The organism is Sphingomonas sp. IC-11 (assembly GCF_021043365.1).
Taxonomy (GTDB): domain Bacteria; phylum Pseudomonadota; class Alphaproteobacteria; order Sphingomonadales; family Sphingomonadaceae; genus Sphingomonas.
The window spans coordinates 1-23842 of record NZ_JAJNDU010000008.1 but is presented as its reverse complement, the minus strand read 5'-3'; the positions used below and the strand labels follow the sequence as shown (position 1 = coordinate 23842).

Below are 23842 nucleotides of genomic sequence, written 5' to 3'. Positions count from 1 at the left end.
TCAGAACGGAAGAACCGTCTGTGCGACCGGCGCGAAGCTGCGGCGGTGGAGCGGGGAGGGGCCATGTTCGGCCAGCGCGCGCCGGTGCGCAGGGCAACCATAGCCCTTGTTCGAATCCCAGCCGTAGTGCGGATATGATTCGTGATGCGCGAGCATGATGGTGTCGCGGGTGTGCTTGGCGACGATGGATGCCGCGGCGATCGACCGGCTCTGTGCATCGCCGCCGACGATCGGGGTTGCCGCATAGCTCCAGCGCGGCAGCCGGTTTCCGTCTACCAGCACATGCCCCGGCGCGCAGCCAAGCACGGCAGCAACCCGATCAACCGCCAGCGTCATCGCCTTCATGGTCGCCCAATAGATGTTGAGCGTGTCGATCTCGTCCGCTTCCACGATGCCGACACCGACCACGGCGCAATCGGTGATTCGCGCGCAAAGCCGTGCACGTTCCGCGGCGGGCAGCTTCTTCGAATCGTCGATACCCCGCGGTGTGCCTCGTTCGGGCAGGATCACGGCGGCGGCGACGACGGGACCGGCGAGCGGCCCGCGCCCCGCCTCGTCCACGCCAACGACAGGCGCGAGATACAGTCGTTCGTGCTTCAGTCCGGGCATGGGAGGGGGCAGCGCCTTCAGGTGGTGGGCAATTCCTTTAGCAAGTTGTGCCGCTTGGGAAAAATGTCGGCCGTCGCGGTGCGGGGGCGCCTCGTCGGCAGGGCGTGCCCTTGCCGTCACAGTTGCGGGGCGAACCGTGAGCGGTTCGGGCGCGCCGCTTGACGCCGGACTCGCCGGGGCAGATTATCGCGGCGCTGATTTCACGACATTTTCGGGGGCGTTGTAGGCATGGCGAGCAGGGCGCAAACGTCCTTGTGGCGCGAGACGGTAAAGGCGGGGGCGGTCCGCAGTGGCGCGCTTGCGACCGCCATCGTGCTGTTCATCGCCACCGTCCTGATGGCCCTGGCGCTCGCCAGCTATCGACCCGGTGATGGCTCGCTGAATACGGCATCCGCGGGGGTGACGGGCAATTTGCTTGGCGTGCCCGGTGCTTGGTTCGCGGATTTCGCGCTGACCATTTTCGGGCCGGCCGTGGCGCTGTTGCTGCCGATCGGTCCGGTGATCGGCCTGCGGCTGTGGCGGGATCAGCCGGCTGGCGCGTGGAAGCGGATGCTGCGTCAGGCCGTGATCGGCGTTTCGCTGATGGCGGTGGCACTCGCCTGCGTGTCCGACGACGCGGTTCTCGCGCTGCCGTTCGGCTGGGGCGGTGGGATCGGGCTCGGCGGTGTCGCGGCGGCGCGCTGGGCGCTGGCCTTCGCGAACAATCCGCTGGTCACGTGGTGGAGCATCGTGGCGCTCGGCGTGATCACCGGGCTTGCCGGCGCGATTGTGTGGGGGCGCAGCCTGGAGGTGGATCTGCCGCGCGGGTGGATCCCGCGCCGCAAGCCGCGCATCGTTGCCGCTGGCGCCGACGATCAATGGGACGGCGCGGACGAGGATGGCGCTGTCGACCTGCGGCGCAAGCCAGTGCCGCCGCGTGCCGTTGCCGAGCCAGACAATCGCCCCGCGCCGGTCATCAACGATCGTACGGCGCCGCCGGCGACGGGAAGCGGGGCCAAGGAGCCACGCCAGACGAAGCTCGCACTGCGCGACGATTACGAACTGCCGACACTCGACATGCTGACGCCGGCGCCGCCGTCGCAGAATGCGCAGATCGACAAGACCGCGCTGGAGCGCAACGCGCGCCTGCTCGAAACCGTGCTCGACGATTTCAACGTGAAGGGCGCGATCGTCGAAGTGCGCCCTGGCCCGGTCGTGACGATGTACGAACTGGAGCCCGCGCCGGGCATCAAGGCCACCCGCGTCATCAGCCTGGCCGACGACATCGCGCGCAACATGAGCGCGATTTCCGCCCGTGTCGCCACCATCCCGGGCCGCACCGTGATCGGCATCGAATTGCCCAATCCGAAGCGGGAGACGGTGTCGCTCCACGAGCTGATCGGAAGTCAGGCGTTCGAGGATCAGAACGCGCAGCTTCCCGTCATCCTGGGCAAGAACATCGCCGGCGATCCCGTCATCGCCGATCTCGCGCCGATGCCGCACCTGCTGGTTGCCGGCACCACCGGCTCGGGCAAGTCGGTCGGCCTTAACGCGATGATCCTGTCGCTGCTCTATCGGCTCACCCCCGATCAGTGCCGCATGATCATGATCGATCCCAAGATGCTCGAACTGTCGATGTATGACGACATTCCGCATCTTCTCTCACCCGTCGTCACCGATCCGGCGAAGGCGGTCCGCGCGCTGAAATGGGCGGTGGAGCAGATGGAGGATCGCTATCGCCAGATGTCTTCGCTCGGCGTGCGCAGCCTCGGCGGCTTCAACGAAAAGGTCCGCGCGGCAAAGGCCAAGGGCGCGCCATTGGGGCGCAAGGTCCAGTCCGGCTGGGACGAGAATGGCCGCCCGGTCTATGAGGAGGAACAGCTCGACTATCAGGTGCTGCCGCAGATCGTCGTGATCGTCGACGAGCTTGCCGACCTGATGATGACGGCGGGCAAGGAGGTCGAATTCCTGATCCAGCGCCTGGCGCAAAAGGCGCGCGCCGCCGGCATCCACCTCATCATGGCGACTCAGCGCCCCTCGGTCGACGTCATCACCGGCGTCATCAAGGCGAACCTGCCGACGCGCATCAGCTTCCACGTCACCTCCAAGATCGATTCGCGCACCATCCTGGGTGAACAGGGCGCCGAGCAGCTCTTAGGCAAGGGCGACATGCTCTACATGCCCGGCGGCAAGGGCATCGTGCGCGTCCACGGCCCGTTCGTCAGCGACGAGGAAGTGCAGACCGTCACCGATCACTGGCGCTCGCAGGGCACGCCTGATTACATCTCCTCCGTCACCGAGGAGCCGGAGCAGAGCTTCGAGATCGAGGGCGCACCGACCGGCGAGGATTCGGCCGAGGACCAGCAATATCGCGCCGCGATCCAGCTGGTGTGCGAAAGCCAGAAGGCCTCGACCTCCTGGCTGCAGCGTCAGCTGCGCATCGGCTACAATTCGGCCGCGCGCCTGATCGAGCGGATGGAGAAGGACGGCATCGTCAGCCGCCCCGATCACGTCGGCCGGCGCGAGGTGCTGCGCGATACGGAGGGGCATCCGGTCTGAGCCGCACCGGATCGGATCTGCCCTTATTGACTACGACCGTAAACAGTGCGACCACATCTGTAGTTGCAGGAGAGTCGAGTCGTGGCCGAACGGATCAGCGATGCCGAACATGCGGTGATGGAGGTGTTGTGGGACGATAGTCCGCTCACCGCCCAGGATGTGGCCGAACGGGTCGATCCCGAACGCGGCTGGAGCACCAACACGGTCAAGACGCTGCTCGGCCGGCTGCTCGCCAAAAATGCCATCACCCATGAGGAGGATGGCCGCCGCTACCTTTATCGCCCCGCGGTGGAACGCGGCGATTATGTTGCCGGTGAATCGCGGCGACTGATCGATCGCCTGTTCGGCGGGAAGCTGACGCCGCTCGTGGCGCATCTCGCCGAGCGTGACGAGCTTTCCGCGCAAGACATTGCGGAAATCGAAACGCTGCTGAAAGCGCTGAAACAATGAGCGGCGCGGGCGTCTCGTGGATGGTCGAGGCGCTCGCCGCCTCCGCTCTCCTGATCGCGCTGGTATTGCTGGTGCGCGGGCCGGTGCGGCGCAGCTTTGGCGCGCCGGTGGCCTATGCCTTGTGGTCGCTGCCGCTGCTTCGGCTGGTGTTGCCGCCGCTCCCCGAAACCGTTCGGGATCAGGTGGCGGCACCGATCTCCGCTGCGCTCACTGCCCCCATCACTCAGGTCGGCCAGCAGGTGACGGTGCTGATCGTTCCGGCGGCCGGCGACGCTGCCGCACCCTCGTTCCTGTCGCTCGGTTCTTCCCTTGCCGCGCTATGGGCTCTGGGTGCGGCGGCGTTCATCGGCTGGCACATGCTTGCCTATTACCGCTTTCGTCGGCGTTTGTTGTTGGGCGCGGGCGTGGTTGACCGGGTCGACGGCGTCACCATCATCGAAAGCGCGGCGGCGACCGGCCCGCTCGCCTTTGGTGTGCTGCGCCGCTTCGTTGCCTTCCCGCGCGACTTTGCCGCCCGCTACGATGCCGATGAGCAGCGGCTGGCGCTCGCGCATGAGCTTGGTCACCATGCACGCGGCGATCTGGTCGCCAATTGGTTCGCGCTCGCCGTGCTGGCGCTGCACTGGTTCAATCCGCTTGCCTGGTATGCCTTTCGCGCTTTCCGTGCCGATCAGGAAATGGCGAACGATGCGCGCGTCCTGGCACAGCTGGGTGTCAGCGCGCGCCATGCCTATGCCTGCGCGATCGTGAAGGCGGCGCATGGCGGCGCGATTGCTGCGGCCTGCCACCTGCACACCGTCGATGACCTGAAAGGGCGCCTGCGCATGCTGGGCATGAACCGGTTGTCGCGTTCCCGTACGCTGGTTGGCTTGGCGGCGGTGTTCGCCACCGGCGCTGGCGCACTTGGCCTCACCGCATCGGGCACACAGGCGGCAGAGCGAGTGCGTGCCGGCGTCGAGACCGCAGCAAAGGCGGCGCTCCCCGTCGTTGCACCCGCCATGGCACCAGCCGCCCACGACGTGCGCGTCGTGGTGGAGCGCGATGGGAAGCGTACCGTGTTGCAGGGTGAGGCCGCGCGCAGCTGGATCGCTGCCAATCCCGTGCCGGAGCCGCCGCTGCCCCCCGAGCCCGCCCGACCGGCGCAGCCCGACGTACCTGCCACTGCGCCGGCGGCCCCTGCCGCGCCGGCGGCGACGCCAACGCCGCCCACCCCACCGACTCCCCCGACTCCGCCCACGCCGCCTCGCTGGGCACACGACGGCCATGTGTCAGTCACGGTGCCCACGGTCCGTTCCGCGGCCTGTGCAGGCGACGCCATTGAGCCGACCGTGGTGCATGACACCGATCAGGGCCAGCCGCGCCTGACCATCTGCACCGACCGGATCGAACGGCGCACTGCCCGGGCGCAGGCCGACGCGCAACGCCGCGCCGAGGCCGCGATGCGCGAAGCCGACATCGCCCGGCGGGTGGCGATGGTCAGTGCGCGCGAGGGTATCCGCGCCGCCCGAGTGGCGATCCGCGCGAATGGTCATCTGACCGGCGCCGAACGTGATCACGCGCTCAGGGCGCTGGAGGAGGAAGCCCCGCACATCGAGGACGAAGGGCACCATTGATCGGGGGCGCTGGCCGCCACGCCCTTGCCATCGACGGGCGAACCGGCCATCTGCCGTCACATGGAGGCACCGCCAACCGGTATTCCGATCGTGCTTGAGCCGCTCGTCACGCGCGTGCTCGCGCCGAACGCCTCGGCTTACACCTACACGGGTACGCAGACGCATATCGTGGGGACGAGCGATCTAGCGATCATCGATCCCGGCCCGGCGGATGATGCGCATCATGCCGCCTTGCTCGCGGTGGTTGCTGGCCGGCCGGTGCGCGCGATCGTCATCACCCACCATCACCGCGATCACAGCCCGGGCGCGCCGCGGCTTGCGCGCGAGCTTGATGCGCCTGTCATCGGCGCGGCGCCGTTCGCGCTGGAGGACGACGGCCCGCGTTCGGACGCTTCGTTCGATCATGATTATGCGCCCGATCGCGTGTTGGCGGAGGGCGAAACGGTCGCTGGCGATGGCTGGACGCTGGAGGCGATCGCGACCCCGGGCCACACGTCCAACCACCTCGCCTTTGCGTTGCGTGAGACCAAGGCCCTGTTTTCCGGCGATCACGTGATGGGCTGGGCAACCAGCGTCGTCTCGCCGCCGGATGGCGACATGACCGCCTATATGGCGAGCCTCGAAAAGCTGATGGGCCGCGACGACCGGATCTATTATCCCGGCCACGGTGAGGCGATCGAACGGCCGCAGCGGCTGGTGCGCGGGTTGCTCGGTCACCGCAAGCAGCGCGAGGGGCAGATCCTGCGCCTGCTGCGGGCGGGCACCGCTCAGATCCCCGCCATGGTCGAGAAGATGTACGTCGGCGTTGACCCGCGTCTTTATCCGGCTGCCGAGCGATCGGTGCTGGCGCACCTCATTGATCTGGAACGACGATCGCTCGTGCGCAGCGATGACGCCGGCTGGGAAAGCGTGGATGCGGCCTGACGGGCGATCGATCGCGATCGCTGCGGTCGGAGTCGCCATTGCCTTCGCGATCATGGTCGCCACGGTTGCTGCCTATCGCTGGTGGGATGATCGCCACGTCGTCGCGACCGACGACAGCGGCCTGGCGGTCGCGCGAGTGGTCGCCGCGACATTGCACACCAGCGCCGATCTTCGCGTCAGCCGCCTGACCGGCACGGTGCAGGCGACTGGCGCGACCAGCCGCCTTTGGGGCTGGCTGAAATCCACGCGTGTGGTGAAGGCGCCGTTCGAGGTCGACTATTTCGTTGATGTGCGCCGGCTGGATCCAAGCGACTTCCGCTACGATGCCGCCAATCGAACATTGACCGTCGAGGTACCCGATGTTCGGCCCGGCCGCCCGAATGTTGATCATGCGCGCGTGACACTCGATCAGACGTCGGGGCCCTATGTCTCGCGAGACGCGATGGCCGAGCTTCAGCGCCGCGTCGCCTCCACCGCCGCCACCGCCGTCGCCGATCGCGCCGACGATCCCGAGAATATGGCGAAAGCGCGGGAGAATGGGCGAACGGCCATTTCGCGCCTGTTCGGCGGTGCTTTGTCCGCGGCCGGTCTGCCGGTGCGCGTCGAGGTGCGGTTTGCGGGTGAGACCGGCCCATCCGATGGCGAACGGTGGGACATGAGCCGCAGCCTTCAGGAAGTACTGGCGAACGCACAATAACGCGCGCGCGAACCGCGCACGCTATCGCCCATGCTATCTTGATCCCAATGTCCAGCCGGGCCATCTGCACGGGCATGGAACAGCCGCAGAACCTCACGGGCGTCGACATCCGCGCCGAGATCGAACGTCTCCGCAAGGAGCGCAACGCGGTGATCCTGGCGCATTATTACCAGAAGCCCGAGATCCAGGACATTGCGGACTTCGTCGGCGATAGCCTTGATCTGTCACGCAAGGCGCAGGCGACCGATGCCGACGTGATCGCCTTTTGCGGCGTTCGCTTCATGGCCGAAACCGCGAAGATCCTTTCCCCGCAGAAAACCGTGATCCTGCCCGACATGGATGCCGGCTGCTCGCTTGAGGACAGCTGCCCGCCGGAGCAGTTCGCTGCCTTTCGCGCGCAGCACCCCGACGCAATCGCGCTGACCTACATCAATTGCTCGGCCGCGGTGAAGGCGCTGTCCGACGTGATCGTCACTTCGTCTTCGGCGGAAAAGATCCTGTCGCAGATCCCCAAGGATCAGAAGATCATCTTCGGCCCGGACCGCAATCTCGGCGGCTATCTGGCGCGCAAGACCGGGCGTGACCTGATCCTTTGGCCGGGCGTCTGCATCGTGCACGAGGCGTTTAGCGAGACGGAGCTGCTGAAGCTGAAGGCGCAGCACCCCGGCGCGCCGATTGCGGCACATCCGGAATGCCCCGCCGTCATTCTGGACCACGCCGATTATGTCGGCTCGACGCGCGGCATCCTCGAATATGCCATGGCGATGTCGGGCGACACGCTGATCGTCGCGACCGAGCCGCACATCATCCACCAGATGGAAAAGGCGCTGCCGAACAAGACCTTCATCGGTGCGCCCGGCGCGGACGGCAATTGCAACTGCAACATCTGCCCGTACATGGCGCTGAACACGATGGAGAAGCTCTACATCGCGCTGCGCGATCTTCAGCCGCGGATCGAGATGGATGAGGATCTGCGGGTGAAGGCGAAGAAGAGCCTCGACGCGATGCTCGCCATGGCCAGCGGCACGGTCGGGCAGGGCGACCTGGGCCCCGCCAAGGTGACGGGCGACTGAGCGCCGGGCATCGCGATCACATCATCCCCGGCGGGGCGGCGGGAAGCCATAAACGCTGACGCTCGCGCTTCTTGCCACGGGCTTGCGCTTATGGATCCCCGCCGCCGGGGCATGACGTGAATGGCTAGGCGTTGAACCGGCCAACTACTTCCCGGCCAGCGGGGACACGCAAATAACGGCGACACAGAAGCGGTCGATCACTCCCGCTTCGTCCCGCTGAGGCCGCGCCTTGGTCTTCCTTCCCTCGCAGGGTCACGCCGCCGCGCGCACCGCGTCGCAGATCCGGTCGACCACCGCTTCCACCTGCCCCGCGTCGTCGCCTTCCGCCATCACGCGGATCACCGGTTCGGTGCCGGAGGGACGGATGACCAGCCGACCGCTTCCGGCAAGCTCCGCCTCCGCCGCCGCGATCGTATCCCTGACGCTTGCCGCGTCCAGCGGCTTGCCGCCGCGCGCGTATTTCACATTCTTCAGCAGCTGGGGCAGTGGCTCGAACCGGTGCAGCACCTCGCTGGCGGGTGCCCCAGAACGCTTCACCTCGGCCAGGATCTGAAGCGCCGCCACCAGGCCGTCGCCGGTTGTGCCATAGTCGGAAAGGATGATGTGGCCGGATTGCTCGCCGCCGACGTTGAAGCCGCGGGCGCGCATCGCTTCCAGTACGTAGCGGTCCCCGACGGACGTGCGCACCAGCCCCAGCCCCTGTGCCGCGAGATGCCGCTCCAGCCCAAGGTTCGACATCACCGTCGCGACCAGCCCGCCGCCCGCCAGCGCGCCGCGGCGCGCGAAGCCGGTGGCGATCGTCGCCATCAACTGGTCGCCGTCCACCACCCGGCCAAGCTCGTCCACGACGATGAGGCGGTCAGCATCCCCGTCCAGCGCGATACCGATCGCCGCACCGCTGGCGACCACGGTTTCGGACAAGGTCTGCGGCGCGGTGGAGCCGACCCGTTCGTTGATGTTCTTGCCATTGGGCTCGACACCGATGGCGACCACTTCCGCCCCCAGCTCCCAAAGCGCGGACGGCGCCACCTGATAGGCCGCACCGTTGGCGCAATCGATCACCACCTTCAGGCCGTCCAGCCGCAGATCCGCCGGGAAGGTCGACTTGGCGAAGTGGATGTACCGGCCGCGGGCATCCTCGACCCGGCGTGCACGACCGATGTCACCGGCCGCCGCCAAGGCGACGTCGCCGTCGATCAGCGCCTCGATCGCCAGTTCCGCTTCGTCGGACAGCTTGTAGCCGTCCGGCCCGAACAGCTTGAGGCCATTGTCGGCAAACGGATTGTGGCTGGCGGAGATCATTACGCCGATGTCGGCACGCATCGACTGCGTGAGCATCGCCACCGCCGGTGTCGGCATCGGCCCCAGCAGCACGACGTCCATGCCGACCGCGGTGAACCCTGCGACCAGCGCGTTTTCGAGCATGTACCCGGACAAGCGCGTGTCCTTGCCGATCACCACGCGGTGGCGATGATCGCCACGCACGAAATAGGCGCCCGCCGCCATGCCGACCTTCATCGCCATTTCCGCCGTCATCGGCGCGATGTTGGTCAGGCCGCGAATGCCGTCCGTGCCGAAGTATTTGCGCGCCACTGGTAACCTCCAAACCGCTCGTTGTCCCGTCCTTGCCGGATCCCCGGTGTTGCGGACGGGCTTGCCCCGGCACTCTGGGTGCCGCACAACCATTAATGCCTTAGCTCTTGCCGTTTGGCGGACTTAGGAACAAGTCCGCGGTGACGAAGAGTTCGAAAGGCGTGATGTCCCAATCTACTCGTATTCTTGTGGCGCTGGTGGTGGGGCTGGTCGCCGGCATTCTGCTCGCTGCTTATGCGCCTGCGTCGGTGGATCCGACCATCGCCGTGGCTCAGCCGATCGGCCAGGCATGGCTCAACGCCTTGCAGATGACGATCGTGCCGTTGGTCTTTTCCCTGCTGGTTACGGGCGTGGCTGCCACGGCGGCGGCGGCACAGGCGGGGCGGCTCGCCGGGCGCGCGGTCGGGCTTTACGTCGCAGTGATGATTGCGTCGGCGCTGTCGGCGGCGTTCCTGACCCCGCTGCTCCTGCAACTCGCGCCGCTTCCGGTTGATTCCGCCGCGGCGCTGCGCGCGGCCTTGACCGGTGTCGGCCCGAACCCGCCGGTTCCCCCGCTGGGTGAGTTCCTGTCCGGCATTATCCCAAGCAACATCGTGCGCACCACGGCGGAGAGCAATTTCCTGTCGATGATCATCTTTGCGCTGATCTTCGCCTTTGCGCTGATGCGGATCGAGGAAGGGTTGCGGGAGGTTCTCGTGCGCGTCTTCACGGCAGTGCGCGATACCATGTTGGTGGTGATCGGCTGGGTGTTGTGGATCGGCCCGCTCGGCGTGTTCTCGCTTGCCCTGGTGGTGGGAGCGAAGGCCGGCAGCGGCGCCTTCCATGCGCTCGTCCATTACATCATGATCGTCGCCGGCGTCGGCCTGGTGGTGACGCTGTGTGCCTATCCTATGGCGATGATCGGCGGACGAATTTCGCTGAAGCGCTTCTCGCGCGCCGCCATGCCGAGCCAGGCCGTGGCGGTGTCCACCCAATCCTCGCTCGCATCGCTGCCGGCGATGCTGGCCGGCGCGCAGTCGCTGGGCACCCCCGTTGCCACAGCCGGCGTCACCCTGCCGCTGGCCGTTGCCCTGCTGCGCGCCACGGGTCCCGCAATGAACTTCGCGGTCGCCATCTATATCGCGCACTGGTTTGGCGTCCCGCTGTCGTTGGGCACGCTGGCGGTCGGCACCCTGGTGGCGGCGCTGATGTCGCTGGGCGCGGTCAGCCTGCCGGGAACGGTCAGCTATGTCAGCTCGGTGGCACCGGTCTGCGCAGCGATCGGCGCACCCACCGCACCGCTCGGCCTGTTGGTGGCGGTCGAAACCCTTCCGGACATCGTTCGAACGCTGGGCAATGTGATGTGGGATCTCGCCACGACTCTGACGCTCTCGCGCCGCGAGCGGACCGATCCGCTCAGCGCCGAGGGTGGTGAAGGGTTCGACGGCTGACGCCGTGGACTAGCGGCGCAACGCCCAACGCAGCACGTTGCCCATGCCGCGCGCGCCCAGCCGGATTGCCGGCCGGCCAATCGCACTGGGCGCTCGGCCGTGCATCGTCGCGGCCCAGGGCGGGAGCAGATCGAGCGCGGCGGGGGTGACGATCGCCAGCGCCGCAGTCGTCAGTGCGTCCGGGCCACTCGCCAGCAGCGCGGCGGCGACATCCCGGGTCCGCTCGTCATAGGCAAGCTCTGGGCGGACCGCGCGGAAATAGCTTTCGATCTCACGCCGTGTCCTGGGCACATCGCGCGCGCCGAGCCGTTCCGCGATAATGGCCGTCTCATTCAGATACCTGTCCTGCTCCGCTCCCGAGAGGCCGGGTTCGCGGTAGCGGACATAAGCGCGCAGGAAGCTGTCCACCTCCGCAACATGAACCCAGGTGAGCAGGGCCGGGTCGTTTGCGGTATAAGGCGTTCCGTCCGGCAGGGTGCCGATCACGTGATCGTGAATGGCGCGTACGCGATTGATCGCGGCGTTCGCGGATGACGTGCTGCCAAAGGTGGTCACGGAAATGAACTGCGCCGTGCGACGAAGCCGGCCGAGCCGGTCGCGGCGGAAATCGCTGTGATCCCACACCCCGGCGAGCGCCAGCGGATGGAGCATCTGCAACAGCAAGGCGGAAACGCCGCCGATCATCATGGCGGAAAAGTCGGCGTGAACTCGCCACGCCATCGATCCGGGGCCGAACAGGCCGGGATCACCGGGCGGTCGCGACAGATCGACCGAGCCGGAACCGACGAGCGCACGAATGCGCCCGCCGATTGCGTTACGCATGCCGGGCAGCGATGCGGCCGCCCGAGCCATGCGCCTTATTCCTCGCCGGCTGCCGCCGTCGCGGGCACCTTGCGACCGCGCTTGGCGGGAGCCGCTTCTTCTGCGCCCTTGCGGCTCATGCCCGGCTTGCGGCCAAGCCCGATCTTCTTGGCCATGGCGCGGCGCGCCTCCGAATAATTCTCGGCGACCATCGGATAGTCGGGCTTAAGACCATAACGCTGACGATATTCGGTCGGAGTTAGACCATGGCCGGCGAGATGACGGCGCAGCGTCTTGTAAGGCTTGCCGTCGATCATCGAGATAATATGATCCTTTGAAGCAAGTGACTTACGCACCGAAACCGCGGGCGTGTATTCGCCAGCTGGCTCTTCCTCGGCCACTGGCTGGGTGTTCGTCGACAGCTGGTTTACCGCCTCGTGCATCTTCTGCAGAAATCCTGGCACCTCATCGCTGGACGCGCGGGTGTTCGGATTTGACAGCCATGCGATGGTCAGCTCGGTGGCCAGCTCAACGGCATTGGTGTCAACGGTATCTTCAGTCATGCGACGCTCCTTACATTTATTGTTGCTTTAACGTGGCATCTGTGCAGGTCAACCAGCGCACGGATCATCAGAACGGTTTATTTAACCGATATCACGTTCCAGTTTTTTCGATCTATGGCGTTGCTTGCCGATTAACACCAGTGCCCGTTGTTCATACTGCATTAACCCATCGGAAGGCTGCACTGGCGCTCGTCAGCGCAGAACGATCGTTCTAATGCACGGGCATGAACTCAACGCCTCGTAAGTTGGTGCCGGTCGGCTTTGCTTTTCTCGTCGCAGCGCTGGGCATCGCCCTGTTCTCGATCATGGATGCCGTCATGAAGGGGCTGGTGCTTGCCCTTGGCGTGTACAACACGATGCTGTGGCGCTCGATGGGCAATGTTGCGCTCGGTGCCGCCGCATGGGCGGCCGTGGGTGTTCGCCGCCCCACACGCCGGGCGCTTCTGCTGCATGTGACGCGCGGCACCGTAACTTGCGCCATGGCGTTGCTGTTCTTCTGGGGATTGGCGCGCGTGCCGATGGCGCAGGCCATCGCCTTATCGTACATTGCGCCGATCCTCGCGCTGATCCTTGCCGCCTGGTGGCTGAAGGAGCGTGTGTCGCTGCGCGCCGTCGTTGCGGTGGTGGCGGCCAGCCTTGGCATCGGCACCATCTTCATCGGCCAGGCGAAGGCAGCGCTGGGGCCGGAGGCGTTCGAGGGCGCTGTCGCGATCCTTGCCTCCGCCATCCTGTACGCCGGCAATCTCATCCTCACCCGGCTTCAGTCACTTGCCGCGCGCCCGGCGGAAACTGCCTGTCTGCAATCATTGGTCATTCTCGTGCTGCTTGGCCTTGCCGCACCCTGGCTTGCAGTGGTGCCGCCAGCTGCCACGATCCTGCCGCTGGCCGTCGCGGCGCTGCTTGCCTTTGCCTCGATGATGCTGTTGTCCTGGGCCTATGCCCATGGCGAGGCAGGTTACCTGGCAATGACCGAATATACGTCGTTCGTTTATGCGGCGGTGCTCGGGTTTCTGGTCTTTGGTGAGCGCGTCTCCGCCTACACGCTGGTCGGCGCCATCGTCATTGTCGCCGCCTGCGTCTATGCCGCCCGCCGCCGAGACATTGCGGCGCAGACGTTGGAGCAAGCTGCATGACCATCGCCATTCGCCGCGCCGGTAGGGACGACGTTTCAACCATCCTGCGCTTCATTCGCGAACTTGCCGCCTATGAACGGGAGCCGGATGCGGTGGAGGCGACGGAGCCGATGCTGGAGGCGGCGCTGTTCGGCGCTGCACCGTCGGCCGAGGTGCTGATGGCGGAGCGTGATGGCGCCCCCATCGGCTTCGCCTTGTTCTTCCACACCTTCTCGACATGGACAGGGCGGCGCGGCTTGTGGCTTGAGGATCTGTACGTAACGCCCGAGGCGCGCGGTTCGGGGGCAGGGGCGGCACTTCTGAAAGCGCTGGCAGCGATCGCGATCGATCGCGATTGCCCGCGTCTGGAATGGACCGTGCTCGACTGGAACACGCCGGCGATCGAATTCTATCGGGCGAAGGGCGCCAGGCCGCAGGATGAATGGACGACGCAGCGGGTTACCGGCGCCGCCCTCCTCGCGCTCGCTGGCCGGTAATGGCTGCCTGCCTTATCTGGGCGATCGCAGCGGGGCGGGGTGCAAGCAAGGAATGAAGCAAATGGTGAATGGTGCCGTGCCAGTGTCTCAGTTTTCCCGACGTTCGTGCACGGGGCGCGGCTGATGGCGTGGTTCTGGCTGGTCCTGGGCGGCCTGTTCGAGGTCGGGTTCACGACCTGCCTTCGTCACGTCGACGGGTTCCGGAACATCGGCTGGACCGCAGGCTTCCTCGCCTCGGTCACCCTCTCCATGGGGCTGCTCGAATTTGCGTCCCGCTCGATCTCGATGGGTACCGCTTATGCGGTCTGGGGCGGCATCGGTGCGCTGGGAACGGTGCTGGTGGGCATCGCCTTTTATGGGGAGCCCGCGACGCCGGTGCGCATCGCGCTGATCTTCGGTGTCGTGCTGTGTATCGCGGGGCTGAAGCTCACCGCGCATTGAATGGGCGCCCCCCTCATTCCCGGCGTACCGGAAATGGGGGGGTGCTGAGGTCTCGGTTCAGTCGCGGCCGGGCACGTCGTGGTCGTGCGGCTCTTCGCCCTGCTTCTTCGCTTCGTTGTAGCGCTCGATCGCTTCCATGGTGATCTGCCGCGCTTCGTCAGCGCCGCCCCACTTGCCGATGCGCACCCACTTCTTCTTCTCCAGGTCCTTATAGTGGGTGAAGAAGTGTTCGATCTGCTCGAACACGATCTCGGGCAGATCGTCCTTCTCGCCGACCTTGGAATAATAAGGGAAGGTCTGGTCGACCGGCACGCAGACGAGCTTCTCGTCGCCGCCAGCCTCGTCTTCCAGGTTCAGCACTGCGATTGGCCGTGCGCGCACGACGCAGCCGGGGATGAACGGCGAGCGCGACACGACCAAAGCGTCGAGCGGGTCACCATCCGGCGACAGCGTGTGCGGCACGAAGCCGTAATTCGCCGGATAGCGCATCGGCGTGTGCAGGATGCGATCCACGAACAGCGCGCCGCTCGCCTTGTCGAACTCGTACTTCACCGGCTCGCCACCGGTTGGCACTTCGATGATGACATTCAGGCTGTGCGGCGGGTTGTCCCCCGTCGGCACCATGTCGATGCGCATGTTCGGTCCCTTTGCTTTGGTATTGCGAATTGAAGACTCGTGCCGCGGGTCAGCGCGGCGCAAGCAACCGATCAAGACCGGCCTCTCCCGTGCCGATCTTTTCCAGGCGCGGGTAGCGCAGGCCGCCCTGCCAGTCGAGCGAGACTTGCCGGTAGCGTTCGCCCTTCTTCACCCACATCTGGACCGGCGTCTTGCTATCCTTTGCCGCAGCGATGGCAGCCTTCAGCCGGTCATCGGAATAGGCCATCCCGCCAACGGATACGATGGTGGTGCCGAGGGTCAGCCCCGCGTCGAACGCCGGCGACCCCCAGGTGACGGAGGTGATCTCGCCGCCGGCTCCGACCACGAACCCACCGGAATAGGTGAGGTCAGCCACCTTGCGCGTCTTCTCGCCATGGCGGAACGATGGCGGCGCATCCGCGGTATAGACCAAGCGATAGCCGTTGCGCTCGAAGCCGGAGAGCGGCGCGCCCTTGCCATGCTCCGTCAGCCGCTGGGTCAGCAGCGTGCGCCAGTCATGGGGCTGAACCGCGTTCAGCGTCGCGACCACATCGTCGAACGTATAGGTCAGATCGCCCCAGTCGCCATCGCGCACGCCGAAGAACGCCTTCGCGAAATCGTCGATCGACTTCTTGCCGCCGGAAAGCTGACGCAGCGTCGAATCCACCTCCAGCCAGACGAGCAAGCCTTCGTTGTAATAGTCTTCGCTGCGCTGCCAGCTGGTCCAGCCCTTTGGCCGACGTGCGGAAATGATCGGATCGTTGGTGGTGTCGATCAGGTCGCGCCACTGGCGTGCAGGCTGGCTGTCGTAGAGCGCCGCGATCGCCGCGAGCTGATCAAGCGTATCCTGCTTGGACACCATTCCCGACCGCGCCTGAAGCACATAGCCCCAGAATTGCGTCTGCCCTTCGTACACCCACAGAAGCGAGTTGCGCATCGGGGTGCGGAAGTCGGGCGTCCAGGAATCGGCGCCGCGGCGGAACTTGCCGTTCCAGCTGTGGCTGAACTCGTGGGGCAGCAGGTTGCGGCGGCCCGGCCCTTCTTCCCATTTCGTGAAATACCCGGGCGTAACCCCGTTCTCGCTGGACCGGTGATGCTCCAGCCCGATGCCGCCCAGATTGTCGCTGATCGACAGCAGGAACGTGTACTTGTCGTAATGCTGGCTCGCGAATGCTTTTGCCGATTGCTCAACCAGCCGCTTGTGCGCATCGATCTGCGCCGGCGTGGCGGCGAGTTCGTCGGGCGTATCGGCGTAAACGGCAAGCGACACGCGCGGTGTCAGCTGCCACGTCTTGCCATAACGGCCTGCCAGGATCGGTGAATCGACGAGCACCTCGTAATTGGCGCGATCATAGGAATAGGTGGACCCGCTGACCTTGGCCGGAATGGCGCCGGACGCCGTCCAGCCGGCCGGATATTTCACCGTCATCTTCACCGGGATCTGGCGGGTGAAATAGCCGGCGGGATAAAGGCTGACGGAGTTGGGCTGGAGGCTCAGCATTTCCGGCGTCATGGTGATCCGGCCCTGATCCGCCTTGGTGGCCGAAATGAACTGGAAACTGGCTTCGATCGCGCTGGCACCGGCGGGCACGTCGATATGGAAGGCGTAGACGTCCACCGGATCGCGCGTCCACGGGATCGTCCGGCCGTTCGCCTTGATCACCAGTCCGGCCAGCTTCTCGATCTGGCCGCGCGCTGCGTGATTGCCGGGCAGCCACGCGGGGTAAAGCAACGTCATCGGCCCTGCCTTGGCCACCGGGATCGTTTCGTTGACGCGGAAGATGCCGCGGGCAACATCGGTGGCATCGACATTCAGCGCGATCGTGCCGGGGTAGGGCTGATCGACCGGATCGGGGATCGTGGTCGTGAAAGGCACCGGCTGCGGCGCGGAGTTCCCATTGGGTACTTGAGCCGTGACGACGGCAGCGGAAGCGAGCAGGACGCTCGCGAAGGCAAGACGGATCATGGAAAGCCCCGCTAACGAGCGGCGCTGCGAAGCTCAATGACCTGCGCTCGATGACTTGCATTGCCGCTTTTGAAAGCGGGGCCTAGATGCGCCCGCAATGGCCCGGATTCAGACTCCCAACCGCGTGCGCGGCACGCAGGACATCTTCGGCAGCGAACAACGCCGCTTTGCGCATGTGCTCGACACCTTCGATCGCGTGCGCAAACTCTATTGCTTCCAGCGGGTCGAGATCCCGGTGTTTGAAGCAACCGAAGTATTCGCCCGCTCGATCGGCGAAACAACCGACGTCGTGTCGAAGGAAATGTACACCTTCCCCGATCGCGGTGGCGATTCGCTCACGCTTCGGCCGGAATTCACTGCCGGCCTCGCCCGCGCCTATCTCACCGAGGGATGGCAGCAATTCGCGCCGCTGAAGCTGGCGACCAGCGGCGCAGTGTTCCGTTACGAGCGGCCGCAGAAGGGCCGCTATCGTCAGTTCCACCAGATCGATGCGGAGATCCTCGGTGCGCCCGAGCCCGCAGCTGATGTGGAGCTGCTGACCCTGGCGGATCAGCTCCTGCACGAGCTGGGCATTGCGGAAGGGGTGACACTGCAACTGAATACGCTTGGCGATGCGGATACCCGTGACGCCTGGCGCGCCGCGCTTGTCTCGCACTTCGAGAAGCATCGCGGCGACTTGAGCGAGGATAGCCTTGCCCGGCTCGACAAGAACCCGCTGCGCATCCTCGATTCCAAGGATCCGCGCGATCGGCCGATCGCCGATGCGGCGCCGGGTATCGATGATTTCCTCACGTCAGAGGCGGGCGCTTTCTTTGAAAGCGTGACCAAGGGGCTGGAGGCGGCGGGCGTCGCCTGGAAGCGCAACGCACGACTCGTCCGCGGCCTGGACTATTACCGCCACACTGCCTTCGAGTTCGTGACCGATCGCCTGGGCGCGCAGGGTACGGTGCTCGCCGGCGGGCGCTATGACGGTCTGATCGAGAGCCTGGGCGGCGCGCCCACGGCTGGCGTCGGCTGGGCGGCGGGTGTCGAGCGGCTGGCCATGCTGCTGGAGGAGCCCTCGTTTGAAGGGCCGGTCAACGTCGTGGCAGAAAGCGGCGGGCTTGAGCTTGCCGCCACCGCTGCTGTCGCCGCGCTTCGCCGCGCCGGCATTGCTGCGGAAGCCACCATCGAGGGGAGCCCGCGCAAGCGCTTCGACAAGGCGCTGAAGCGCAAGCCGTCGCAGACCTACAGCCTGTCCGTTCGCGACGATGCGCTCACCCAGTCGCAGCGCAGCTACGGTGCCGATCAGGATGCGCTCGACCGCGTTCGCGCCATCGTGGAACCGGTGGTTGTCGCTCAGCAATGACCGCCATCTCGCTTGAACGCATCCGTCAGATCGAGGCGCGGCGCGACGAGCTCGCTGCGCAGATGGCGACCGGCGATCTTCCCGGCGATCGCTTCGTCGCGGTGTCCAAGGAATATGCGGAGCTTGAGCCCGTCGCCCAGGCGGCGGCTGAAGTGCGCCGTTTACGGCAGGAGGCGGACAGCCTCGCCTTCATGACCGGCGACGCCGATGCCGAACTTCGTGCCATGGCCGAGGAGGAACTGCGCGAGAACAAGGCGGCGCTGGAAGCGGCGGATCGCAAGCTCGCCCTCGCGCTCCTGCCGCGCGATGCGGCGGATGAGCGCTCGGCGATGCTGGAAGTGCGCGCCGGAACGGGCGGCGACGAGGCCGCCTTGTTCGCTGGCGATCTGTTTCGCATGTATCAGCGATATGCCGAGGGGCAGGGCTGGCGCGTCGAGTTGATTTCCGCCTCGGACAGCGATGCGGGCGGGTACAAGGAAGTGGTCGCTTCCGTCACCGGTTCGGGCGTGTTCGCCAAGCTGAAATTCGAAAGCGGCGTTCACCGGGTCCAGCGCGTACCCGTCACCGAAAGCGGCGGCCGAATTCACACCTCGGCGGCGACGGTGGCCGTGCTGCCGGAGGCCGAGGAAGTCGACGTGCAGATCGATGACAAGGATCTGCGTATCGACATCTACCGTTCATCGGGTCCTGGCGGCCAGTCGGTGAACACCACCGATTCCGCGGTGCGCATCGTTCACATTCCCACCGGGCTGACGGTGATTCAGCAGGACGAAAAATCGCAGCACAAGAACAAGGCCAAGGCGCTGAAGGTACTGCGCACGCGCTTGTACGAAATGGAGCGCGAACGGCTTCATGCCGAACGCGCGGGGGCGCGAAAGTCGATGGTGGGCAGCGGCGACCGATCGGAGCGGATCCGCACCTACAATTTCCCGCAGGGCCGCGTGACCGATCACCGCATCAACCTGACCCTGCATCGCCTGCCGGAAATCCTCGCCGGCGACATGGACGAACTGATCGGGGCCTTGATCGCCGAGGACGAGGCCGAGCGGCTCGCTTCGCTGGATGGGTGACCCGGGGCAGGGCGGGGCACGCGCTGCTCTGATGGCCGCGGCTGGCCGGTTCGGGTTTTCGGAAACGCCGCGGCTCGATGCCGAATTGCTGCTTGCCCATGCGCTTGGCATCAGCCGTGAGCGGCTGTTGCTCACGCTGGCTGACCAGCCGGTTCCTGCCGCCTTTTCGGATCTGGTGGCGCGTCGTGCGCGTCATGAACCCGTCGCTTACATCACGGGGACGCGCGCGTTCTGGACGATCGACCTTGATGTCGCCCCCGGCGTATTGATTCCGCGTCCGGACAGCGAAACGCTGATCGAGGCGGCGGTGGACCATTTCGGCGCTGGCCCCGGGCCGCGGACGGTTCTGGATCTGGGCACTGGTTCGGGCGCGTTGCTGCTGGCAGCGCTTGATCAATGGCCAGAGGCAACAGGCGTCGGGATTGATGCGTCGCGGCAGGCGATCGAGATCGCGCAGCGCAATGCCGATCGGATCGCGCCCGGTCGCGCCGATATTCGCCTCGGCGGCTGGGCCGGAACGGGCGCCGCGTTCGATCTTATCCTGTGCAATCCGCCGTATGTGGCAACCGTTGAAGCCGTGCCGGAGGAAGTCGCGCGCTATGAACCGGCGGGCGCGCTCTATGCGGGCGGCGACGGGCTGGATGATTACCGCGCGATTGCGCCGCTGTTGAAGCAACAGATCGCGCCGGGAGGCGTCGCGTGCGTGGAAATCGGCGCCGCGCAGGCCGATTCAGCCGGCGCTCTCTTCATCGCCGCTGATCTTCAGGTGACACTCAGCAGGGATCTGGCGGGGCGTGATCGATGCCTTGTCATCACGCCTTGAAATCAACGAATTTTACCCAATATTTCGCTTTGAGAAAGCCTTTGCAGCGGCTATGGCAAGCGCAGGGGCACGCAAAATCAACATTTCTGGTTGAATTTTGGGCGGCTTGCCCACCCTTCGTCATCAGTCGCTGCAGTCCGGCGACCATGGCAGGCTTTTGGAGGCGATGCGCATTGTGCGCTGGTCCGCCCAAAGCCGGGGGTTGTTGCACCGATTGTTCCGGGAGCAAGGCCGTTTTTGGTTTGAGGACGAGGACAGTAATTTGATCAACAACCGTCAGAACGGTCGCCGTCGCGGCCGCGGTGGGCAGCGTTCGCAGGGCGGGGGCAGCCAGGGCCAGCGTGACAACGGCAACCGGATCGATAGCCGCGCACGGGGCAACGCCAGCCAATTGTACGAAAAATACAAGAACATGGCGGCTGACGCGCAGCGCCAGGGCGATCGCGTCAACACCGAATATTACCTCCAGTTTGCCGATCATTATTTCCGCGTGCTGGCCGACCAGCGCGGCCGCTACGAGGATCAGACGCGCGATCGTCGTCCGCAGAACGACTTTGATCTCGACGAGGATTACGGCGACGAAGGTGAGCCGATCCGTGCCGAGGAGCAGGGCCGTGGCGGCGAGGAGCGCTCCGAGCGTGACGGCAACCGCCAGTTCGACGGCAATCGTCAGCAGGATGGCGGTCGTGGTCGGCAGGATCGCGATGAAGGCCCGCGGGCTGATGGCTATCGTGCCGAAGGCGGCGAGAACCGGCAGCGTGATGGTCAGGACCGCCGTCAGCGGTCTTCCGCTCCGCGCGGTGACTATCGTCGTGACGAGCGTGTGAGCGCTCCGGTGAACGGCGAAGCGATGCCGGTGGAATCCGCCAGCGTCGACGTTGCACAGTCTTCGCCCGAGGTTCACGCCGAGGCAGAAGTGGCCGCTCCGAAGCGTCGTGGCCGCCCGCGCAAGGCACCCGTCGAGGCTGGTGAGCAGCTCGGCTTTGATGCCAGCGCGCTGCCGCCGGCGATCGGTGGTGAGATGACGGCTGAGGACGCGGCGCCCAAGCCGCGCCGTCGCCGGACGCTTGCCGCACCGGCGGAGGCCGAGGCTTAATCCACCTTCCTTCCGGGAGGTCTCGATAGAAGCGGGCCGGCTTCGCTATGTGCGAGGCCGGCCCGTTTGCGTAACAGGCCGATTTGATCCGCCGACAGGCCGCAGTCCATCATCTCGCGGCCGCGCTCAGGCTCAGGCGTCGTCGAAATCCCGGGTGTCCACGGCTTCGTCGTGACCCGTGCCGGACGACAGAAAAGTGAGCCCCATCAGCGCGCCCGCCATCAGCACCGATCCGGTAACCCCGCCGATCATCGCCAGCGTCGCGACCCAGTCGAGAGCGCCATAGGAACGGCTCACCAGCCAGACCGAAATTACCGAAGCGATAAGGCCAACCAGCCCGCTCCAGGCAAGCAAGCGCCGAAAGCGCTTCCAGGCGAATCGTGCATATTCAGGATCATCGAGCCGGCTCATGCTTCCCATGTGCCGTGAAATGGCGCATTCTTCCAGCAACAACGCCGTCCCGCCTGACCAACCACGCTTAGCTGGCGGCGAGCAGAGAATGAGGAGAGAGCCGATGACGATAGCGGCAATCCTGCGCGGCAAGGGGCACGAAACCATCGTGGTCGCCCCGGACGATACGGTCCGACAAGCAGTGGCATTGCTGGCCGAGCGCCGGATCGGCGCGGTGCCGGTGGTGAACGGCGAGGAGGTTCTCGGCGTATTCTCCGAACGCGATCTCATCTACTGCCTGAAGGCGGGCGACACCGAGGTGCTCAATCGCCCCGTTCGCGAGGTGATGACGGCGCCAGCGGTCACCGTGTCGCCTGAAGACCCCGTGATGGGTGCCCTTTCACTTATGACACGGCGGCGAATCCGCCACCTTCCGGTGGTCGAGAACGGCCGGATGATCGGCCTCGTCTCAATCGGGGATCTGGTCAAATACCGGATCGAGCGGGTTGAGGCGGATGCCGCGGCCATGCGGGATTACATTCAGCAGGTGTGAAATCTCATACCCGGTTCCGGACGAGAGCCAGGGTTTCGCGGACCAGCTGTTTTGCAAATATTGCAAGCCAGCCAGCATAGACTGCGGCGCCGACGGTCACGAGCAGGATCAGCCGCGCAAGCGGCGCCAGCGTAAGGACGTGATCCAGGCCCGCCACTACGATCGCCATCACCGCAGCAGCGGTCAGTGGCGGGACAATAGCAGCGGCAACATCGCGGGCACGGGCGCCGATCACCGGAAGCGAGCGCCAGCAACTGATCGCCAGATAGATAGGATAGCAGACGACCCATGCAGTCGCGATCCCGATCAAGCCCCATTGGATGCCGCAGACAAACCCAGCCGTCAGGATCACCGACCCAATCGCACCATTGCTGACGCCGATACCTGGCCGGCCAATTGCGTCACATGCAGGAGAGAAGAGCACTTGCAGGGTCATGAACGGCATGGCGAGCGCCAGCAGCCGAACAACGGCAGAAGCATCCGCCCATTGCTCCCCAAGCATGACCCGCACCAACGGATTCGCCGTTGCTGCCAATCCGAAGTAGAAGGGCAGGGCGGCAAGCATCACGATCCTGACCCCCTTCACGAAGGCGGCTGCCGTGGCCGCTCGATCATGCTGGATGCGGGCGTAAGCCGAAAATGCCACTTCGTTCAGCGGCGGCACGAACTTGGACACGAAGATCTGCGCCAGAAACAGGCTGGTCGTGTAGATACCAAGGTCATGAAGATCGAGACGCCGACCGGCGATGAACACGTCGACTTGGCTTTGCACAAACCAGAATAGCTGGCCCGCGGCCATCACGCCGCCAAAGCGTGCCAGTGAACCCGCTCCGCGAAAGTCGAAGGAGGGCATCATCCAGGAGCCAGCCGCGACGGTCATGGCAATGGCCCGCGCGGCGAATAGCGCCATGGGCGCTATAACCAGCGTCCACACACCCCATCCGGCAAACGCACCGACTAACGCCGTGGTAGCACCCACAACAGAGGCCAGGATGTTTGCCCGCCCTTGCCGACGATAATCCATTCGGCGGCTCAGCAGAGCCTGAGGCAAGGCGATAAACGGCGTGAAGAGGTAAATCAGCGATTGAACGCGCAGCAGGTCGGCGACATGCGGCTGCCGGTAATAGGCAGCGGCAACGGGAGCCAATCCGAGCTGGATAAGGCCCAGCCCGACGTTCACGGCGATCAACATGCCAAATGCCTGGCGGATCTGCCGGTCCGAAACTGCCTGCTCGCGAACAAGCCCGCTGGCCAACCCGTAACCGTTCAGCATGTTGAGAAACGCCATGACGACGCCGGTCATGGCGAACAGGCCATAATCGCTCGGCGCGAGGATGCGGATCACCAGGAAGGTCGACGCCCATTGCACCAGCTGCGCCGCCACTTGGGTACCGGAGCGCCAGATCACTGCATTGCGCACCTGACTGGCGAACGATTCGCCTTCGCTCGAGGGACTAAGGGGGCTGGCCATTGGCTGATTCGCTACATGTGTGTGACTTGCTGGTGAGTTAAGGGTGGCGGGAATCCGTGGTTTTTTGTGGGCGGTGTAAGAAAGTTGCAAAAAGTGTTTGACGGTTGGGGGCGGTCCGCCTAGATGGGTGTCACCGCAGCGGTGGCCG

Annotated in this window: 23 protein-coding genes; 15 read left to right on the top strand and 8 right to left on the bottom strand. The window is 65.5% G+C overall.

Annotated elements, in window-relative coordinates:
• Positions 1-609 (bottom strand): ribonuclease HII, encoded by a 609-nt coding sequence (locus LQ954_RS15930; RefSeq protein ID WP_231024047.1) that lies wholly within the window; start codon positions 607-609, stop codon positions 1-3.
• Positions 610-837: 228 nt separating this feature from the next.
• Here LQ954_RS15930 and LQ954_RS15925 point away from each other — a divergent pair, with 228 nt between their 5' ends.
• From LQ954_RS15925 to nadA, 6 genes are all read left to right on the top strand, one after another.
• Complete coding sequence (locus LQ954_RS15925) at positions 838-3147, top strand: FtsK/SpoIIIE family DNA translocase (RefSeq protein ID WP_227773035.1); 2310 nt, start codon at positions 838-840, stop codon at positions 3145-3147.
• An 81-nt stretch (positions 3148-3228) separates the two neighbouring features.
• Entirely contained in the window at positions 3229-3597 is a 369-nt protein-coding gene (locus LQ954_RS15920) for a BlaI/MecI/CopY family transcriptional regulator (RefSeq protein ID WP_227773036.1), read from the top strand.
• Positions 3594-5210 (top strand): M56 family metallopeptidase, encoded by a 1617-nt coding sequence (locus LQ954_RS15915; protein WP_231024046.1) that lies wholly within the window; start codon positions 3594-3596, stop codon positions 5208-5210. Before LQ954_RS15920 ends, LQ954_RS15915 begins: the two co-directional genes overlap by 4 nt.
• Positions 5211-5270: 60 nt before the next feature.
• Complete coding sequence (locus tag LQ954_RS15910; RefSeq protein ID WP_227773016.1) at positions 5271-6134, top strand: MBL fold metallo-hydrolase; 864 nt, start codon at positions 5271-5273, stop codon at positions 6132-6134.
• Positions 6124-6831: a DUF4230 domain-containing protein gene (locus tag LQ954_RS15905; protein ID WP_231024045.1), complete on the top strand. Its 708-nt coding sequence runs from the start codon at positions 6124-6126 to the stop codon at positions 6829-6831. The genes LQ954_RS15910 and LQ954_RS15905 overlap by 11 nt, the downstream gene beginning before the upstream one ends.
• Before the next feature lie 74 nt (positions 6832-6905).
• Positions 6906-7904: a quinolinate synthase NadA gene (gene nadA, locus LQ954_RS15900; RefSeq protein WP_227773018.1), complete on the top strand. Its 999-nt coding sequence runs from the start codon at positions 6906-6908 to the stop codon at positions 7902-7904.
• Positions 7905-8156: 252 nt separating this feature from the next.
• On the opposite strand, the gene glmM is transcribed toward nadA, so the two are convergent.
• Positions 8157-9497 carry a phosphoglucosamine mutase gene (gene glmM, locus LQ954_RS15895; RefSeq protein WP_231024044.1) on the bottom strand — a complete coding sequence of 447 codons (1341 nt, stop codon included), beginning with the start codon at positions 9495-9497 and terminating at the stop codon, positions 8157-8159.
• A 164-nt stretch (positions 9498-9661) separates the two neighbouring features.
• Between glmM and LQ954_RS15890 the strand changes: the two genes are divergently transcribed.
• A complete protein-coding gene (locus LQ954_RS15890; RefSeq protein ID WP_231024043.1) occupies positions 9662-10927 on the top strand; it encodes a dicarboxylate/amino acid:cation symporter in 1266 nt (421 codons plus the stop codon).
• A 9-nt stretch (positions 10928-10936) separates the two neighbouring features.
• On the opposite strand, the gene LQ954_RS15885 is transcribed toward LQ954_RS15890, so the two are convergent.
• Positions 10937-11749, bottom strand: coding sequence for an oxygenase MpaB family protein (locus tag LQ954_RS15885; protein WP_231024042.1), 813 nt, complete (start codon positions 11747-11749; stop codon positions 10937-10939).
• A 35-nt stretch (positions 11750-11784) separates the two neighbouring features.
• Positions 11785-12291 carry a MucR family transcriptional regulator gene (locus tag LQ954_RS15880; protein ID WP_227773011.1) on the bottom strand — a complete coding sequence of 169 codons (507 nt, stop codon included), beginning with the start codon at positions 12289-12291 and terminating at the stop codon, positions 11785-11787.
• 224 nt (positions 12292-12515) lie between these two features.
• Here LQ954_RS15880 and LQ954_RS15875 point away from each other — a divergent pair, with 224 nt between their 5' ends.
• The 3 genes from LQ954_RS15875 to LQ954_RS15865 all read left to right on the top strand — a co-directional run bounded on the left by LQ954_RS15875 (position 12516) and on the right by LQ954_RS15865 (position 14341).
• On the top strand, positions 12516-13424 hold the full coding sequence (locus tag LQ954_RS15875; RefSeq protein ID WP_231024040.1) for a DMT family transporter: 909 nt from the start codon (positions 12516-12518) through the stop codon (positions 13422-13424).
• Complete coding sequence (locus LQ954_RS15870; protein WP_231024039.1) at positions 13421-13900, top strand: GNAT family N-acetyltransferase; 480 nt, start codon at positions 13421-13423, stop codon at positions 13898-13900. Before LQ954_RS15875 ends, LQ954_RS15870 begins: the two co-directional genes overlap by 4 nt.
• Before the next feature lie 123 nt (positions 13901-14023).
• The gene (locus tag LQ954_RS15865; RefSeq protein ID WP_231024038.1) at positions 14024-14341 is read left to right on the top strand and encodes a DMT family transporter; all 318 of its coding nucleotides are present in this window, start codon (positions 14024-14026) and stop codon (positions 14339-14341) included.
• A gap of 57 nt (positions 14342-14398) precedes the next feature.
• On the opposite strand, the gene ppa is transcribed toward LQ954_RS15865, so the two are convergent.
• Both ppa and LQ954_RS15855 read right to left on the bottom strand, forming a co-directional pair.
• Complete coding sequence (gene ppa, locus LQ954_RS15860) at positions 14399-14977, bottom strand: inorganic diphosphatase (RefSeq protein WP_227773007.1); 579 nt, start codon at positions 14975-14977, stop codon at positions 14399-14401.
• Between the two features lie 49 nt (positions 14978-15026).
• On the bottom strand, positions 15027-16943 hold the full coding sequence (locus LQ954_RS15855) for a M61 family metallopeptidase (RefSeq protein WP_231024037.1): 1917 nt from the start codon (positions 16941-16943) through the stop codon (positions 15027-15029).
• A gap of 97 nt (positions 16944-17040) precedes the next feature.
• Here LQ954_RS15855 and hisS point away from each other — a divergent pair, with 97 nt between their 5' ends.
• The 4 genes from hisS to LQ954_RS15835 all read left to right on the top strand — a co-directional run bounded on the left by hisS (position 17041) and on the right by LQ954_RS15835 (position 21280).
• On the top strand, positions 17041-18291 hold the full coding sequence (gene hisS / locus LQ954_RS15850) for a histidine--tRNA ligase (RefSeq protein WP_231024036.1): 1251 nt from the start codon (positions 17041-17043) through the stop codon (positions 18289-18291).
• The gene (prfA, locus tag LQ954_RS15845; protein ID WP_227773004.1) at positions 18288-19361 is read left to right on the top strand and encodes a peptide chain release factor 1; all 1074 of its coding nucleotides are present in this window, start codon (positions 18288-18290) and stop codon (positions 19359-19361) included. Before hisS ends, prfA begins: the two co-directional genes overlap by 4 nt.
• Complete coding sequence (prmC, locus tag LQ954_RS15840) at positions 19354-20184, top strand: peptide chain release factor N(5)-glutamine methyltransferase (protein ID WP_443026642.1); 831 nt, start codon at positions 19354-19356, stop codon at positions 20182-20184. Before prfA ends, prmC begins: the two co-directional genes overlap by 8 nt.
• A 262-nt stretch (positions 20185-20446) precedes the next feature.
• On the top strand, positions 20447-21280 hold the full coding sequence (locus LQ954_RS15835; protein WP_231024034.1) for a DUF4167 domain-containing protein: 834 nt from the start codon (positions 20447-20449) through the stop codon (positions 21278-21280).
• Between the two features lie 132 nt (positions 21281-21412).
• Here the strand turns inward: LQ954_RS15835 and LQ954_RS15830 are convergent, their stop codons facing one another.
• A complete protein-coding gene (locus LQ954_RS15830; RefSeq protein ID WP_227773001.1) occupies positions 21413-21691 on the bottom strand; it encodes a hypothetical protein in 279 nt (92 codons plus the stop codon).
• A gap of 103 nt (positions 21692-21794) precedes the next feature.
• Here LQ954_RS15830 and LQ954_RS15825 point away from each other — a divergent pair, with 103 nt between their 5' ends.
• Positions 21795-22223: a CBS domain-containing protein gene (locus tag LQ954_RS15825; protein ID WP_227773000.1), complete on the top strand. Its 429-nt coding sequence runs from the start codon at positions 21795-21797 to the stop codon at positions 22221-22223.
• A gap of 4 nt (positions 22224-22227) precedes the next feature.
• Here the strand turns inward: LQ954_RS15825 and LQ954_RS15820 are convergent, their stop codons facing one another.
• Positions 22228-23694, bottom strand: a complete 1467-nt coding sequence (locus tag LQ954_RS15820; RefSeq protein WP_231024033.1) for a lipopolysaccharide biosynthesis protein — start codon at positions 23692-23694, stop codon at positions 22228-22230.
• Positions 23695-23842: the final 148 nt, after the last annotated feature.